A 16660-nucleotide genomic window follows, 5' to 3' on the forward strand; every position below is an offset into this window, starting at 1 on the left:
AGCGGCGGCGCGGCCGCGTGCGCCATATGCTCGGGCGTATGACGGCTTCGGTCACGACCATCACGATCACCGGCGCCGGGGGGCAGATCGGCTACGCGCTGCTCTTCCGGATCGCTGCGGGCGACATGCTGGGCGCAGATCGGCCCGTGCGCCTGCGGCTGCTCGAGGTGCGTCCCGGCATCCGCTCCGCCGAGGGTGCCGCGCTCGAGCTTCAGGATGGCGCGTTCGAGCTGCTGCACGATGTGGAGGTCACGGAAGACCCCGCGGTCGCGTTCGACGGCTGCAACATCGCGCTCCTCGTCGGAGCGCGACCCCGCGGCCCGGGAATGGAGCGCCGCGACCTGCTCGCCGCCAACGCCGGCATCTTCGGGCCCCAGGGCGCCGCGATCGCCGCACACGCGGCCGATGACGTGCGCGCGGTCGTCGTCGGCAACCCCGCGAACACGAATGCGCTGATCGCCGCCGCATCCGCCCCCGGAGTGCCGCCCGAACGCTTCAGCGCCCTCACGCGCCTCGACCACAACCGCGCGGCCGCGCAGCTCGCGGCGACGCTCGACGCCCCCGTCGGAGTCGTGCGCGACGTCGCCATCTGGGGCAACCACTCGGCGACCCAGTTCCCCGACATCTCGCACGCGACCGTCGCGGGCACGCCCGCGCTCCGCGCCCTGGAAGAGCGATTCGGCGGAGCGGATGCGGCCGCGCGCTGGGTGGACGACGAGTTCATCCCGCGGGTCGCGGGGCGCGGTGCCGAGATCATCGAGGTGCGCGGCTCGTCGTCGGTCGCGTCCGCCGCGAACGCGGCCATCACCCACGTGCGCGACGACGTGCTCGGCACGTCCGAGGCCCGCGGCTGGACCTCCGCCGCGGTCGTCTCGCACGGCGAGTACGGCGTGCCCGCGGGGCTGTTCTCCTCGTTCCCCGTCACCTCCGACGGCTCCGGCTACCGCATCGTCGAGGGCCTGACCATCGACGATCGCGCCCGCGCGCGCATCGACGCGTCGACCGCCGAACTCGTCGAAGAACGCGACGCCGTGCACGCGCTCGGGGCTCTCTGAGATGGGAGAACTCGTCGTCGTCATCCTCGGCGTCGTGATCGTCGCGGTCGTGACCGCGCTCGGCCGTCGGCTGAACATCGCCGGCCCGCTGGTGCTCGTCGCGATCGGTCTGCTGCTGGCCGCCCTGCCGTTCGTGCCCGACATCCCCCCGATCGACCCGGAGTGGATCCTGGTCGGGGTGCTGCCGCCCCTGCTCTACTCCTCCGCCGTACAGCTGCCGGCGATCGAGTTCCGCCGGGACTTCCGCCCCATCGCCGGGCTCTCCGTGCTGCTCGTGGTGGGCAGCGCGGTGCTCCTCGGCATCTTCTTCACCTGGGTCATTCCGGGGCTCAGCCTGCCCGTGGGTATCGCGCTCGGCGCCATCCTGTCTCCGACCGATGCCGTCGCGACCTCGATCGTGAAGCGCGTGGGCATATCCCCCCGCGTCGTGACCCTGCTCGAAGGCGAGAGCCTCCTCAACGACGCGACGGCGCTGGTGCTGCTGCGGACCGCCACGGTCGCCGTGGCGAGCGGCTTCGCCTTCGCGGATGCCGTCGGCACTTTCGTCTGGGGTGTGCTCATCGCGATCGTGATGGGCGCCGTCGTCGGCTTCGTGAACCTGCGCCTGCGCGCCTGGGTCGCGAACTCCGCCGCCAACACGGCGATCAGCTTCACGGTGCCCTTCATCGCCTACTTGCCGACCGAATACCTGGGCGGATCGGGACTCGTCGCGGCCGTCGTCGCGGGAATCGTCACCGGCCAGGGCGCGGCCCGCTTCTTCACCCCGGATCAGCGCCTGTCGGATGAGATCAACTGGCGCACGATCGAACTCGTGCTCGAGGGCGGCGTCTTCCTCATCATGGGGCTGGAGCTCACCGACGTCGTCTCGAAGAACCTCACCGAGCACGACGGTCTCTGGCACGGAACATGGCTCGCGTTCGCCTCGCTCGGCATCATCCTGCTCGTCCGTGCCGTGTACGTGTCGTTCATCATCTGGCGGCAGGGGCGACGCGCGCGCCGCTACGACGCCGTCGACTTCGACCGCATGAACGAACGTATCGATGACGTCGAGGCGGGGCGCATCCCCCCGCGCGGATCGTCCGACCCCGCCCGGATGACCGCACGCCTCGCCATGGTCCGGCGCCGGATGCAGCGTATGAGCGCCGATCTCGACTACTACCGCGCGTCTCCGCTCGGGTGGAAGCACGGCACCGTGATCGTCTGGGCCGGCATGCGCGGCGTGGTGACCCTCGCGGCCGCGCAGACGCTTCCCGCCAACACCGAGCACCGCCCGCTGCTCATCTTCGTGGCGTTCATGGTGGCGATCATCAGCTTGCTGCTCCAGGGATTCACCCTGCCGGGTCTCGTGCGATTGCTCCGCATCCCGCCCACCGCCGCCGGACCCACTCCGGAAGAGCAGCTGCGCCTCGACGCCGAACTGCGCACCGCGGCGGTGACCTCGCTCGGCGATCCGGCACTCGTCCGCCGCGACGGCAGCACGTTCTCGCCGCACCTCGTCGACACGGTCGGGCTGCGGATGGCGCAGCCCCCCGACGACGAATCGACCGCCACCGCGCGCGAGATGCTCGAGCTGCGCCTCGCGCTCATCGAGACCATGCGGAGGCGCCTGATCGAGGTCGGACGCACCGGCACCTTCAGCACGGCGGCGCTCCGCCACGCCCTCGCCGAACTCGACGCCGACCAGCTCAGCCTGGAACTCCGGCTCACCGACGACGACATCGAGTAGGGCGTACCGCGAGGGCCGGCCGCCGAGGGAGAATGGACGCAGTGGGGACGACGAACGGGGCATCATGAGCGACGCGGCCATACCTGATCGACACGCACCGAATGACGGTGCGCACACGCACGCCGCGCACGATCCGGCCGTCGAGCACGCGGTGACGAGCCCCCTGCATCTGCCGCACACCGCCGCCGAGTGCCCGAAGTGCTTCACCGAGCTGCAGTCCGATCGCAACTGGTGGCGCGCCCGTCCCGCGGGGTCGCGGCTCGTCGGGCTCGTGATCAACCGCCCCGACATGCCCTCGGTCGTCGCGCAGCGCGACGAACTCACCCGCTACGGCGTGCCCATCGAAGGATTCCGCCATCCCGCGCCCGACATCCTCGAGGGCTGGGAGGCCCGGCTCGGGCGCCTGATCGGACGCTTGGATGCCGGAGACGTGCTCGTCGTGACGAGCGTGCACGCGCTCGGCCGCGACATCGACGAAGAGACCCGCACGGTGGCCGAACTGCACCGCCGCGGCGTCGTCGTCAAAGTGATCGGCAAGGGCGCCCGGCACCTGTTCGACGCCGGACGCTGACCGGAAACCGGCGGCCGCGGGGGCCAGTCGCACCCGTCCGGCGGTGCGCCGGGTCAGGCACGCACGCCAGGCGTCACGCGGCGTCAGGCGAACGCGTCAGGCGGCGCGCCAGCATCCGACGACATGATCGTCGACCATGCCCGAGGACTGCATCAGCGCGTACATCGTCGTCGGCCCGACGAAGCGGAACCCTCGTCGCCGCAGCTCTTTGCTGAGGGCGAGCGACTCGGGTGTCGTCGCGGGCACACCGGCGAACGTCTCCGGGCGGTCACCGGCAGCGGTCGGTGCGAACGACCACATCAGCGCATCGAACTCGCCCGGGGCCATCTCGTGCACCCGCTCGGCGTTGCCGATGACGGCCTCGATCTTCGCGCGATTGCGCACGATCCCCGCATCCGCCATCAACCGTTCGATGTCGTCGGGGCCGAATCCGGCGACCACAGCCGGCTCGAAATCGGCGAACACCTCTCGGAACCGGGGGCGCTTGCGCAGAATCGTCAGCCAGCTGAGCCCGGCCTGGAACCCCTCGAGGCTGGCCTTCTCGAACAGCGGCCGGTCGCCGTGGAGCGGGCGACCCCACTCCTCGTCGTGGTAGCGAACGTACTCGGCGTCGGTGCCCGCCCACGCGCAGCGGGCGCGCCCGTCGGAGCCGAAGATCACGTCAGTCACCCTCACACGCTAACGGGCGGCGCCGACATCCGGGCCGGATGCGGCGCCGCCCGCGCGGTCACTTCTTCTTGAGCGACTTCTCCGAGACGGGCGCATTGCCCGACGCGGCGAGCGCCGCCATGTAGGCGCGGGCCTCGTCCTGACGTTCCTGCTCGGCACCCGATGCGATGGGCGCGCGCACGTGCTCGGGGGCGAAGCCCCAGCCGTCGACGAGATCCTGCGCGTGCGGCCGAAGCCGCGTGCAGAGGCGCCCGATGTAGCGCGACACCGCCCCGGCCCGCTGCGCCGACAGACGCCCGGACAGGAGATACCAGGCCAGGTGCTTCTCGATGAGCGAGAGACCGAACAGGTCGCGGAGCCAGGTGAGCACCTGCAGCGTGCCGTCGTCGCTGACCCGGTGGATCGCGTCGGTGAACGCCTCCCACTGCAGCAGCTCGCCGTGCGCCCGGGCCGCCTCGATCAGATCGGATTGGTTCTCGTTGAACAGCGCCGCCGCCTCAGCCGGTGACAGCTTGCTCGCCGGGCGCAGACGCCCGGCGACGTCGGCGACCATCGTGTGCACGCGCGTGGTCAGCAACTCTCGCTGCTGCTCCTCGCGGAGGCCGAGCTCCACCGACCGCGCGGTCGACCCGAAATCGGTCACGGACTGCCCCAGCTGGCGCAGACCCGCGTTGTGGAACACCTTGCCGGCGGTCTGCCCGACCGCGTAGCGGGCGAGCGCTGCCGTGTCCTTGCCTTTGAACTGTCGGCCGTAGTCGCTCAGCAGCCGCTTTCCGACGAGCTGCAGCAGCACGTTGTTGTCGCCCTCGAAGGTCGTGTAGACGTCGAGGTCGTGGTGCAGACCGACGAGCCGGTTCTCGGCGAGGAACCCGGAGCCGCCGCACGCTTCGCGCGCCTCCTGGATCGTGTCGAGCGCGTTCCACGTGCTGAGGGGCTTCAGCGCGGCGGCGAGGGTCTCGAGGTCCTCACGCTCCGCGTCGGTGTCGCTGCGGCCGGAGAAGACACCGTCGAACTTCTTCAGGAACTCGTCGTGCGCGAATGCCTGCGCGTACGCCGTGGCGAGCCTCGGCAGCAGTCGACGCTGGTGCCGGCCGTAGTCGAGGAGCACGACCTCGGAGGTGCCCGAGCCGGAATCGAACTGGCGGCGCTGGTTTCCGTACGTCACCGCGATGTAGAGGGCGAGGGCGGATGCGGTCGTCGCCGAACCGTCGAGCGACACCCGGCCCTGCACGAGCGCGCCGAGCATCGTGAAGAAGCGACGGCCGGGGCTGTCGATCTCGCTCGAGTAGCTGCCATCGGGGGCGACGTCGCCGTAACGGTTGAGCAGGTTCTCGCGCGGAACCCGCACGTGATCGAAGTGGAGACGGCCGTTGTCGATGCCGTTGAGGCCACCCTTGACGCCGTCGTCTTCGCCGCCGACGCCGTCGAGGAACGCACCGCTCTCGTCACGGATCGGCACGAAGAAGCAGTGCACGCCGTAATTCACGCCGCCCGTGATGAGCTGCGCGAACACGGTGGCCGCGCGGCCGTGCAGGGCCGCGTTGCCGAGGTAATCCTTCCAGGCACCGCGGAACGGCGTGTGGATGACGAACTCCTCGGTCTCGGCGTCGTAGGTCGCCGTCGTTCCGACCGCCGCCACATCCGAGCCGTGCCCGGTCTCGGTCATCGCGAACGCACCCGGAAGAGCGAGCGACGCCGCATCCCCCAGCCACTTGTCGTGGTGCTTCTTGGTGCCCAGCTGCAGGATGGCGGAGCCGAAGAGCCCCCACTGCACGCCGGCCTTGATCTGCAGGCTCGGATCGGCGAGCACGAGCTCCTCGAAGCCGGCGATGTTGGCCCCGTTGTTGCCCAGTCCGCCGTACTCGGGCGGGTAGGATCGGGCCGCGGCGCCCGCGTCGACGATGAGGCGCAGCTGGCCGAGCACGCGTTCGCGCTGCTCGGCGACGGTCTGACCCTCGATGTTCCAGAACGCGGGGTCCTTGATCATCTCGCGCGCCTCGCGGCGCGTGTCGGCCCAGGTGCCCAGCAGCAGATCGGTGACCTCGGCCACGTTGATCCGGGGCTCGGCGGCCTCGGCGGCGGAGTGCGGCGCGGTCGGCGCTCCTCCGGCCGGAGTGCGGCGGCTGGTGGCGGGCTTTTCGGTTCGGACGACGGCGTCAACCATGGCATCACCCTTCGTTGCGGAGACGGGAGGCGCTCCGTCGAAGACGAGCGCACATCACGTAAAACGTAGAAGGGCCACAACAGCTTCCCAACTCGGTTGCACGATGCGTACAAACCTGAGGCCGCCCGAGGGCGTCTGCGGTTGTGCGTCGGCTACATCCGTCGCCGAAATCGCGCTCAGCCCGCGGCGATCACGTCGAGGACGGCCTGCCCGTAGGCATCCTTCTTCTTCGCGCCGATACCGCTGATGCCGTCGAGATCTGCGAGCGACCCTGGGCGATGTTCGGCGAGCGCACGGAGCGTCGCATCGCCGAACACGATGTACGCCGGCACGCTCTGCTCGCGCGCCGTCTGCGCGCGCCACTCGCGCAGCGCCTCGAACAGTCCGCGATCACCCTCGGGAAGGGCATCGGATGCGGAGGCCCGCCGCGCACGCGGTGCGCTGGCCGTGCGGCCGATGGTGTCGCGCCGCAGCGGCACCTGCTCGTCACCGCGGAGCACGGCGGCCGCCGGCTCACCGAGCGCCAGGGTGCCGTAGTCGCCCTGCGCCACGAGGATCCCGCGTGCGAGCAACTGCCGCACGACGCTCCGCCAGTCCTGCTCGGTGAGGTCGGCGCCGATCCCGTAGGTGGCGATCTCTTTGTGACGTTGCTGGCGGATGCGGTCGGTGTCGGCACCGCGGAGGATGTCGATGATCTGACCCGCACCGAACGACTGGTTGCGCTCGCGCTGCAACCGCACGACGGTCGAGAGCAGCTTCTGCGCCGGCACGAGCCCGTCGTACGTCTCGGGCGGGGTCAGGCAGGTGTCGCAGTTTCCGCAGGGTTCGGACTGCTGGCCGAAGTAACCGAGCAGGTTCTGACGGCGGCAGGCCACCGTCTCGCACAGCGCCAGCATGGCGTCGAGGTGCTGGCCGAGCCGCATCTTGTAGGTGCGATCACCGGGGCTCTGATCGATCATCCGACGCTGCTGCACGACATCGCCGAGGCCGTACGCCATCCACACGACCGACGGCTCGCCGTCACGACCGGCACGGCCGGTCTCCTGGTAGTACCCCTCGACGGACTTCGGCAGGTCGATGTGCGCGACGAAGCGCACATCCGGCTTATCGATTCCCATGCCGAACGCGATCGTCGCCACCATGATGACCCCGTCATCGCGGAGGAACCGGGACTGGTTGCGAGCCCGCGTCTCGGCCGGAAGACCCGCGTGGTACGGCAGCGCATCGAGGCCCTGCGCGCGCAGATACTCCGCGGTCTGCTCGACGCTCTTGCGGCTCAGCGCGTAGACGATACCCGCCGAGCCCTCGGGCTGGGAGCGGATGAAGCCGACCAGCTGCTTGCGCGGCTCGACCTTGGGGTCGATGCGGTACTGGATGTTGGGGCGATCGAAGCTCGCGACGAAATGCTTCGCCTCACGCAACTGCAGGCGCTCGGTGATCTCCTGGTGCGTGGCGTGCGTCGCGGTCGCCGTCAGCGCCATCCGCGGAACGCCCGGGAACTGCTCGCCGAGCGATCCGAGGGCGAGGTAGTCGGGGCGGAAGTCGTGACCCCACTGCGACACGCAGTGGGCCTCGTCGATCGCGATCACGCTGAGACGGCCGCGGGCGAGGAGCGCGGCGGTCGACGAGAGCGTGAGACGCTCGGGGGCGACATAGAGCAGGTCGATCTCGCCGGCCACGTAGGACCGCTCGACCGACATGCGCTCGGCCTGACTCTGCGTCGAGTTCAGGTAGGCGGCATTCACGCCGTTCGCGCGAAGCGCTTCGACCTGATCGTGCATGAGGGCGATCAGCGGGCTGACGACGAGACCCGTGCCCGGGCGCACGAGCGCGGGCACCTGGTAGGTCACGCTCTTTCCGCCACCGGTGGGCATCAGCACGATCGCGTCGGCACCACCGACGACCTGGGCGACGATCTCGGCCTGGTCGCCGCGGAAGGCGTCGTAGCCGTAGACCTCTTTCAACACCGCGAGCGGATCGGCGCCCGTGAAGTCGCGGCGCGGGGCGGCCGCATCCGGTTGCGCCAATGCCCACGGCTCGTCGGTCGGGGGCACCCACCCGTCGTCCGGCGCGGCGATCGCCGGATCGAACGCGGGGACGTCGTCGTAGGGCGGCGCCTCGTCGTAGGGCGGGGGCGCGTCGTCGTACTCGGGCGGAGCCCACTCGTCGGGCGGAACATCCCATCCGGGTCGGTCGGTCGGGGATGCGTTCACCTCACCAGCGTAACGAGCGCGTCCGACGTCGCGGCACGCGCCCGCATCCGCCCACCCGAACCGCGCGCTGGGGAGGAGCGGTCGCCGGGCTCAGTCGGTCGAGGTGCACCAGCGCTCGGCGAGACCCGAGACGACGTTGAGGTTGCGGTTGGTCGCCAGCCCGAGCAGCTTCGCCGCGCGAAGCGGATCGACCGTGCCGTCGGCGTACCCGGGCCCGAGGAGCGCGTGCGCCGCGCGACCGGTCACCACCATCTCGCCGAGCGGTCCGGACGTCGCCTCGACCTGCGCCGCCACCTCCGCGGAGAGTTCGTCCTTCAGCAGATACACGTAATGCCGCGCGAGTCCCGGGCGCGCCGCCGAGAGCGCGCGGGCCTCCGCGGCGAGCGCCGCGAACTCGGCGGCGGAGAACACGATCGTCGGCACATCGAATCCGCGGTCCGCGAGGAACGCATGCTCGAGCGCCTCCTCGATGCGGGGGCGCGACCGCATCCCACTCGTGAAGCGCACGTTGCCCGTGTTCAGATGCGTGACGACGTCGTCGAACCCGGCGGACTCCACCGCGCGGCGGATGTCGTCCTTCGGGAAGACGCGCTTCGCCCCGAGATTGATCGCGCGGAGGAAGGCAAGGTAGGTGGTCACCCCGCCATCATGGCGCGGTGACCGGACATCCGGTGACCGGCGGGACTGCCGGCGGCCCGCCATCCGGGCGTCAGCGACTGTCACCCGACCGAGGGCGACCCGCCATCCGGCCGAGGGCGACCCGCCATCCGGCCCGTCAGCGCCCGAAGAGTCGATCGAGGAAGGATCGGTTGCGAGGGATCCATCCGTGGCGAGTGAGGATCTCGCGGACGGGCTCCTTCATCTCCTCGGTGTCGAACTTCCACCCGAACGTGTTGCCGACCTGACCGTGATCGGACGCGATCGGGGCGAACGACGCGTTGAAGCTGAAGGTGCGCTTCGTTCCTTTGAAGAACGAACGCTCGTGATGCAGACCCTTCGTGTCGAGCCGGGTCTGCGTGTCGTGCGTCTCATCGAGGAGCGAGTAGCTTCCGTCGTCGTGCAGCGTCACGGTCAGCTCGTAATCGCGACTGATCTGCCCCGCCGCCAACAGGCCGGCCCACTTCGCGTCGGCGTAATCCCAGACCCCGACCACACCACCCTCGAACGCCGCGAACGCGAACGGAACATCCTCCCCGTTCAACGCCAGAATCTCCCCGACCACATCTTCCCGCGATGACGCCATGACGTCTCCTCCCCCTCGACCGATCGAGCTGCCAACGTACCGCTGCGATGCCGCCTGAAGAGGGGGTTGCCGAGCTCAGGGGAAATCCGCTTTCAACTCGACGACCCGGCGGGCGGCGTCGTCGACCTTCTCGGCGAACGCGGGGTCGGACTCGGCCCGCGAGCGCACCGCCTCGTACATCTCGGGGAACACCGAGGCATCCGCGGAGACGAGGAGAAGGTCGACGCCCGCATCCACCGCGAGGGTCGCACGTTCACCCGGCGACCACTGCGCCACCTGCTCGGGAGCGGAGAGGTCGTCGGTCATCACGACCCCGTCAAAACCGAGGTCGCCGCGGAGGAGCCCCGTCACCACGGGCGCCGAGAACGCCGCCGGAGCGCTCGGATCGATCCGGTCGTACACGGCGGTCGACATCATCACGACCGCGGGGCCCTGCGGCAGCAGCGTGCGGTAGACCGAGACGTCGGGCGAGTCGGCGCCGACCTGGCCGTCGACGACATCGGCCGCGTAGTCGGTGTTGCCGGTCACCCGACCGAGGCCCGGGAAGTGCTTCAGCGTCGGCAGTACGCCCGCATCCCGCATCCCCTGAGCGAACGCACCGGACTTCGCGGCGACAGTCGCCTCGTCGAACCCGTACTCGCGGTTGTAGATGCCGATCGGCTTGTTGTCGCGGGCGGTCTCGGGGCTCGTCACGATATCGGCGACGGGCGCGAGGTTCATGTCGATGCCCGCCGCGCGAAGCTGCGCACCCCACCGCGCCGCGTCGGCCCGCAGGGTCGCGTCGTCGCGCTGAGCGGACGTCAGCGCCGTCGGCATCTTCTCGAACCCGTCGCCGCTGAGCACCTGCACATCGCCGCCCTCCTGGTCGGTCGCGACCCAGAGCCGCGGCGATGCGGAATCGTGCATGGCCGTGAACTGGGCGACGAGCGCGGCGGTGGCGCCGGCCCCGGCCGACGAACGCCCGTGCAGGAAGATGCCGGCGACGTGCTGGTCGGCGACGGCCGCAAGGGTGGTCGGGTCGGCGCCGTCGACGGACGTGCCGACCATGAACAGCTGCCCGACGCGCTCGTCGAGGTCGAGTCCCGCGATCGGATCCGCCGGAGTGGGCGTCGGGGTGGCGGTCGGGGTCGGCGCGGCGGACGCCGGTTCGGTGCCGACGGGCCGCTCCGCCGCGCAGCCGGTGAGCACGGCGGCCGCGACGAGCGCGACGGCCGCGACCTTCCCCCATCCGACGTGTGCGCGCATCCCCCCATCCTGCCCGCTCGCGTGGCCGACGCTCCCGGGTCACGCACGCTTCGACCCGCTAACTCCTCCAGAACCGCACGCCGGACCACCCCGAGGCCGAAAACCCCTCGAAGTGGAGGAGTTATCGGCGGGGCCCCGGCGCGACGGCCACCAGCCACCACCGCTGCGCGGCCCGGGCCACCGGCCGGCTCTGGCATCAGCAGGGCTGCCACCCGCCGGCGCGGCCACCGGCCGGACGGCCACCGTCGGGGCGGCCAACGGCCCGACAACTCCTCCAAAACAGCACGCGCGGGGTCCCCGAGGCCGAGAACCCCGAGAAGTGGAGGAGTTATCGGCCGGGCCCCCGGCTCGACGTCCACCAGCCGCCACCGCCGCGCGGCCCGGGCCACCGGCAGGCGCGGCCGCCGTCAGGGCTGCCCGCAGCGGGTAACTCCTCCAAAACCGCACGCCGGACCACCGCTAGGCCGAGAACCCCGAGAAGTGGAGGAGTTATCGGCCCAGTCCCCGCAGGGACGTCGCCCGCGGGTACCGTCACAAGGCGCGACGGCACCCGGCCACAGCTACAGCGGCAGGCCCGGGCCGGCGGCTACAGGCGCAGAGCCTCGGTCACCCGGACGACGGCGGTGCCCTCTTCGGCGGATGCGGCGAGGTCGACCTCCGCGCGGATGCGCCAATCGTGGTTGCCGTCCGGATCGTCGAGGATCTGCTCCACGCGCCAGAGACCGGCGGCCGCGTCCGACTCGTCTATCGCGCACAGGGCGGGCGACCGCGCGGGACCACCCGTGAGGATCTCGTCGTGCTCGTCGAAGTAGGCGTCGAGCACGGCCGACCAGTCGATCTCGGGATCGAGCGCCACGAGCTCGTCGTCGCGCTGCCGCGCGGCGAGCGTCACCCGGCGGAACAGCTCGTTGCGCACGAGCACCGTGAACGCGCGGCGGTTGGTGACCACGGATGGCGGCGCCGGCGGCACGATCGGGGCACCGAGCGGCGTCGCCTCGGGGTGGATGAGGCTCTCCCACTCATCGACGAGGCTCGAGTCGACCTGCCGCACGAGCTCGCCGAGCCACTCGATGATGTCGAGCAGTTCGTCGGTGCGGGCCTCGGACGGCACGGTCTGCCGGATCGCCCGGTAGGCGTCGCTGAGGTAGCGGAGCACGAGGCCTTCGCTCCGGCCGAGCTGGTACCACGAGACGAACTCGGCGAACGAGAACGCCTGCTCGAACATGTCACGGACGACCGACTTCGGTCGCAGCTCGAAATCCCGGATCCACGGCTGACTGCTCGCGAAGACCTCGAACGACTGCGCCAGGAGATCCGCGAGGGGCTTCGGGTGCGTGACCTCCTCGAGAAGGGCCATCCGCTCGTCGTACTCGATGCCGTCGCGCTTCATCGCCCCGACCGCTTCGCCGCGCGCTTTGAACTCCTGCTGTTTGAGCACGGGCCGCGGGTCGTCGAGCGTCGCCTCGATAACGCTCACGACGTCGAGGGCGTAGTGCCCCGACCCGACGGCCCCCGCGGCGTCTTCCGGGTCGAGCAATTCGATCGCGGCGAGCGCGAACGGCGACAGCGGCTGGTTCAGGGCGAAGTTGGGTTGCAGGTCGACGGTGAGCCGGATGCGGCCATCCGGCCCCACCTCGACGACACCGGCCGTGCGGAGCGTGCGGAAGATCGCCAGCGCGCGGCGGGCGAGCGCGAGCTGCCGGGCACGCGGTTCGTGGTTGTCGAACACGAGCGCGCGGACGTCGGCGAACACGTCGCCGCCGCGGCCGATGACGTTGATGAGCATCGCGGCGGTGAGCTGCATCTGCGGAACGAGCGGCTCCGGAGGCGCCTCGATGAGTCGCTCGAACGACCCCTCGCCCCAGTTCACGACGCCCGCCGGCGCCTTCTTACGGACGATCTTCTTGCGCTTCGCAGCGTCGTCGCCGGCCCGCCGCAGCGACTCGGCGTTCTCGATCTCCCACTCGGGCGCCATCACGACGACGTTGCCGTAGGTGTCGTAGCCCGCGCGTCCGGCGCGACCGGCGATCTGGTGGAACTCGCGGGCGCTGACCTGGCGCATCTTGGTGCCGTCGAACTTCGACAGCGCGGTCAGCAGGACGGTGCGGATCGGCACGTTGATGCCGACCCCGAGGGTGTCGGTGCCGCAGATGACGCGGAGCAGCCCTTGCTGGGCGAGGGTCTCGACGAGGCGTCGGTAGCGCGGCAGCATCCCCGCGTGGTGCACGCCGATGCCCGAGCGCACGAGTCGCGACAGCGTCTTGCCGAACGCGGTCGTGAAGCGGAACGCGCCGATCGCCTCGGCGATCTCGTCGCGCTGCGCGCGGGTCGTGACCTTGACGCTCGCGAGCGCTTGCGCGCGTTCCATGGCCTGCAGCTGCGAGAAGTGCACGATGTAGATGGGTGCTTCGCCCGCCTCGAGCAGCGTCTCGACGAGCTCGTGCGCGGGGCGCCGCTCATAGGAGAAGTGCAGCGGGACGGGGCGTTCGACGCCGGTGACCTCGACGGTGCTGCGGCCGGTGCGCTGCGCCAGGTCTGCCGTGATCGGGGTCACGTCGCCCAGGGTCGCCGACATCAGCAGGAACTGCGCGCGCGGCAGGGTGAGCAGCGGCACCTGCCACGCCCACCCGCGGTCGGGGTCGCCGTAGTAGTGGAACTCGTCCATCACGACCTGGTCGACGTCCGCATCCGACCCGTGCCGCAGCGCGAGGTTCGCGAGGATCTCGGCCGTGCAGCAGATGATCGCCGCATCCGGGTTCACCGACGAGTCCCCGGTGACCATGCCCACGTTCTCCGCCCCGAAGATCTCGACGAGCGCGAAGAACTTCTCGCTCACGAGCGCCTTGATCGGCGCCGTGTAGTAGGAGCGACCGCCGCGGGCGAGGCAGGCAGCGTGCGCGGCGACCGCGACGAGCGACTTGCCCGTGCCGGTGGGGGTCGAGAGCACGACGTTCGCGCCCGAGACGAGTTCGATGACCGCCTCGTCCTGTGCCGGGTAGAGCTCGATGCCCCGATCGACCGCCCACGACAGGAAGGCGTCGTAGAGCGCATCCGCGTCGTCGCCGGCGGTTCTGACGAGCTCGGCGAGGGATGCGGTCATCTCTCGAGTCTGCCGGATGCGGCGACCCGCGGGCACCGCTGGCCCGTTACCGTGGACGCAGCGACGAGGGGATGTGCCATGAGCGAGGACGATCCGACGATCCAGGTGGTCCGCGAGGATACCGAGGGGCAGTACGTGATCCGCGTCGACGGTCGCGACGCGGGGTTCACCCGGTTCCAGCCCGACCGGCGCGGGCGGCTCGTGTTCCCCCACACACAGGTGGACCCGGCGTATGCGGGGCAGGGTCTCGGGAGCCGGCTCATCTCCGCGGCGATGGCGGATGTCGCGTCGCGCGGTGAGACCGTCGTACCGCTGTGCCCGTTCGTGGCGAAGTACCTGCGCGGCCACCACGTGCCGGGCCTCGACATCGCCTGGCCCTCGAGTCGCCTCACCGGAGTGGAGCCGCCGCCCCCGGGCGACGAGCCCGACGCGAGCCGCGGCGGCGGCGAGCGATGACGCGGCTCGATGCCGGTCCGGTCGAGGAGACCACCGAATCCGCCGTGGAGTGCGACGGACCCCGCTCGGTCATGCTCGAGGCGCGCGAGGTGCCGCTCGGCGGCGTGCGCGCGATGGACGTGCGGCGGGCCCTCCCGCAGCGCGACCTGCCGATGGTCGGCGCCTGGTGCTTCCTCGACCGCTTCGGGCCGCAGCGCGCGCTCATGCGCGTGGAGCCGCATCCGCACATCGGCCTGCAGACGGTGACCTGGCCGTTCGAGGGCGTCGTGCGTCACCGCGACTCGCTCGGCAGCGATGTGCTCATCTCGCGCGGTGCGCTGAACCTCATGACGAGCGGCGCGGGCATCTCGCACAGCGAGTACTCCGTGACCGACGAGCCGATCCCGCTCGATGCCCTGCAGCTGTGGGTGGCATTGCCCGAGTCCCGACGCCACGGTGCCCCCGCGTTCGAGCAGCACGCGTCGCTGCCGCAACTGACCCTGCCCGCCGTCACGGGCGAGCCTGCCGAGGCGGTCGTCGTGATGGGCGAGTTCGCCGGCACGACGTCGCCCGCGAGCGCGTTCACGCCCCTCGTGGGGGCCGAGGTGCGGGTGCCCGCCGGGTCGCGTGTGCGGGTGCCGCTGCATCCGGAATGGGAGTACGCCATCGTCGGCGTCGACGGCGACCTGCGCGTGACGACGGATGCGGACACCACCGAGACCGTCGGCGACATGCAGTTGCTGTACCTCGGCATCCAGCGCGACGGAATCGAGGCGCACTCCGCATCCGGGGCGACGTTCTTCCTCCTCGGCGGCGAACCGTTCGAAGACGAGATCGTCATGTGGTGGAACTTCGTCGGTCGCTCGCACGAGGAGATCGTCGCCGCCCGCGAGGAATGGGAGGCGCACTCCGCGCGCTTCGGTCGGGTCGCCGATCACGGCGATGTACGCGTGCCGGCGCCGCCGCTGCCCGCGGTGCGGCTGCGCCGTCGCGGGCGTCGCCTCTGAGCGACCGGTCTTTCCCGGCCCGGGGCGTCCGGGGGCCCGGCCGCCGCCGGTACGCTGGAGCCGTGGCCCGTCCCGTCGTCATGTCCACCCGCGTGCTGCTGATCTGCGCCGCGATCGGTGTCGTGACCGGCCTGCTCGGTGGCATCGCCGGCTGGGCCACGCTCTTCGTGCTCTCGACCGTGCCGATCGCGTACGGGTTGGTTCTCGGGGTGCACGTGCTGCCCGGCATCATCGCGCAGGAAGTGCTGCGGCTTCCCTGGGTCGCGCTTCTCACCCACGTGCTGGCGGCTCTGGTCGCGAGCGCGACGAGCCCGCAGTGGACACTCCGCTACCTCGGCACCGCCATCCTGTTCGGCGGGATCCAGGAGCTCGTCGCGGCGCTCACCCGCTATCGCGCCTGGCCCACGTGGCGTTTCTACATCTCGGCGGTCATCATCGGGGTGGTCATCGCGGTCGCGGTCGCCTTCGCGGCGCACATCTCCAGCTACGCACCGTGGGCGCAGGTCGCGTACCTCGTCGTCGCCGTGCTCGCGCCCGCCGCCTGGACCGCGATCGGTCTGCGGCTCGGCGTGGGGCTTCGCCGCGCCGGCGTCGTCCGCACCGGACGGCGGTGACGGACGTGCCCACCGCCGACACCCCCGAGCGGCGGCGCCTTGCGGGGCTCGTCGCCGATCTGATCCTCGCCGACGGGATGCTCGACCACAGCCTCTCGGGCATCGCGCGCCAGATCGGTTCGAACAACCGGATGCTGCTGTACTACTTCGGCTCCAAGGGCGGCCTGCTCCAAGCGGCGGCTGCGCGGGCGTCCGAGCGTTTTCCGCACCTCGCGGCGGTCTTCGACCGTCTCGGCGCCGACGATCTGCCCCTGGAGGCCCGCCTGCTGCGGGCATGGGACGACATCGGCGACGAGGCGAACCGCCCGTACCTGGTGATGTTCTTCCACCGGTTCGGAGTCGCGATCGGCGCCCCCGACGAGTGGGCGGAGTTTCTCGGCGAGCTCGGCACGGGCTGGGTCGCGCTCGTGCGCGACGTGCTCGTCGCCGAGGGATACCCGCAGACCGCGGCCGAGAACGCTGCGACCCGCATCGTCGCGCAGTGGCGCGGCCTGCAGTTCGCGCTGCTGTGCGGAATGCCGGCGGCGGTGCTGTCGGATGCGTATCGCGTCGGCATCCGCGAACTCCTCGCCGGACTCCCGCCGCGCGCGCACGCTTCCGACTGAGGTTAGGGTCGGC

General features: G+C 70.9%; 14 protein-coding genes. 7 read left to right on the plus strand and 7 right to left on the minus strand.

Annotated elements, in window-relative coordinates:
• Positions 1–38: 38 nt before the first annotated feature.
• The 3 genes from LMI96_RS09205 (at position 39) to LMI96_RS09215 (ending at position 3352) form a co-directional block, all read left to right on the plus strand.
• Positions 39–1055 carry a malate dehydrogenase gene (locus LMI96_RS09205; protein ID WP_228361276.1) on the plus strand — a complete coding sequence of 339 codons (1017 nt, stop codon included), beginning with the start codon at positions 39–41 and terminating at the stop codon, positions 1053–1055.
• A gap of 1 nt (position 1056) precedes the next feature.
• Complete coding sequence (locus tag LMI96_RS09210) at positions 1057–2781, plus strand: sodium:proton antiporter (protein ID WP_228361277.1); 1725 nt, start codon at positions 1057–1059, stop codon at positions 2779–2781.
• Between the two features lie 64 nt (positions 2782–2845).
• Positions 2846–3352: a recombinase family protein gene (locus tag LMI96_RS09215; protein ID WP_228361278.1), complete on the plus strand. Its 507-nt coding sequence runs from the start codon at positions 2846–2848 to the stop codon at positions 3350–3352.
• Positions 3353–3448: 96 nt separating this feature from the next.
• On the opposite strand, the gene LMI96_RS09220 is transcribed toward LMI96_RS09215, so the two are convergent.
• The 7 genes from LMI96_RS09220 to LMI96_RS09250 all read right to left on the minus strand — a co-directional run bounded on the left by LMI96_RS09220 (position 3449) and on the right by LMI96_RS09250 (position 13986).
• Positions 3449–4027, minus strand: coding sequence for a DNA-3-methyladenine glycosylase I (locus tag LMI96_RS09220; RefSeq protein ID WP_374197920.1), 579 nt, complete (start codon positions 4025–4027; stop codon positions 3449–3451).
• A 52-nt stretch (positions 4028–4079) separates the two neighbouring features.
• The gene (locus tag LMI96_RS09225) at positions 4080–6185 is read right to left on the minus strand and encodes an acyl-CoA dehydrogenase (protein ID WP_228361280.1); all 2106 of its coding nucleotides are present in this window, start codon (positions 6183–6185) and stop codon (positions 4080–4082) included.
• Between the two features lie 176 nt (positions 6186–6361).
• A complete protein-coding gene (recQ, locus tag LMI96_RS09230; protein WP_228361281.1) occupies positions 6362–8398 on the minus strand; it encodes a DNA helicase RecQ in 2037 nt (678 codons plus the stop codon).
• Between the two features lie 90 nt (positions 8399–8488).
• Positions 8489–9037 (minus strand): DUF1697 domain-containing protein, encoded by a 549-nt coding sequence (locus LMI96_RS09235; protein ID WP_228361282.1) that lies wholly within the window; start codon positions 9035–9037, stop codon positions 8489–8491.
• A gap of 136 nt (positions 9038–9173) precedes the next feature.
• Positions 9174–9641 (minus strand): hypothetical protein, encoded by a 468-nt coding sequence (locus tag LMI96_RS09240; RefSeq protein ID WP_228361283.1) that lies wholly within the window; start codon positions 9639–9641, stop codon positions 9174–9176.
• Between the two features lie 75 nt (positions 9642–9716).
• Entirely contained in the window at positions 9717–10886 is a 1170-nt protein-coding gene (locus tag LMI96_RS09245) for a glycoside hydrolase family 3 N-terminal domain-containing protein (protein WP_228361284.1), read from the minus strand.
• A 586-nt stretch (positions 10887–11472) separates the two neighbouring features.
• Complete coding sequence (locus LMI96_RS09250; protein ID WP_228361285.1) at positions 11473–13986, minus strand: RNA helicase; 2514 nt, start codon at positions 13984–13986, stop codon at positions 11473–11475.
• A 78-nt stretch (positions 13987–14064) separates the two neighbouring features.
• Between LMI96_RS09250 and LMI96_RS09255 the strand changes: the two genes are divergently transcribed.
• The 4 genes from LMI96_RS09255 (at position 14065) to LMI96_RS09270 (ending at position 16647) form a co-directional block, all read left to right on the plus strand.
• A complete protein-coding gene (locus LMI96_RS09255) occupies positions 14065–14442 on the plus strand; it encodes a GNAT family N-acetyltransferase (RefSeq protein WP_228361286.1) in 378 nt (125 codons plus the stop codon).
• Entirely contained in the window at positions 14439–15428 is a 990-nt protein-coding gene (locus LMI96_RS09260; protein WP_228361287.1) for a pirin family protein, read from the plus strand. The genes LMI96_RS09255 and LMI96_RS09260 overlap by 4 nt, the downstream gene beginning before the upstream one ends.
• 62 nt (positions 15429–15490) lie before the next feature.
• Complete coding sequence (locus tag LMI96_RS09265) at positions 15491–16042, plus strand: ECF transporter S component (RefSeq protein WP_223722208.1); 552 nt, start codon at positions 15491–15493, stop codon at positions 16040–16042.
• Positions 16039–16647, plus strand: a complete 609-nt coding sequence (locus LMI96_RS09270; RefSeq protein WP_228361288.1) for a TetR/AcrR family transcriptional regulator — start codon at positions 16039–16041, stop codon at positions 16645–16647. The genes LMI96_RS09265 and LMI96_RS09270 overlap by 4 nt, the downstream gene beginning before the upstream one ends.
• The last annotated feature ends 13 nt before the right edge of the window (positions 16648–16660 follow it).

Source organism: Microbacterium sp. cx-59, from assembly GCF_020805625.1.
GTDB lineage: Bacteria > Actinomycetota > Actinomycetes > Actinomycetales > Microbacteriaceae > Microbacterium.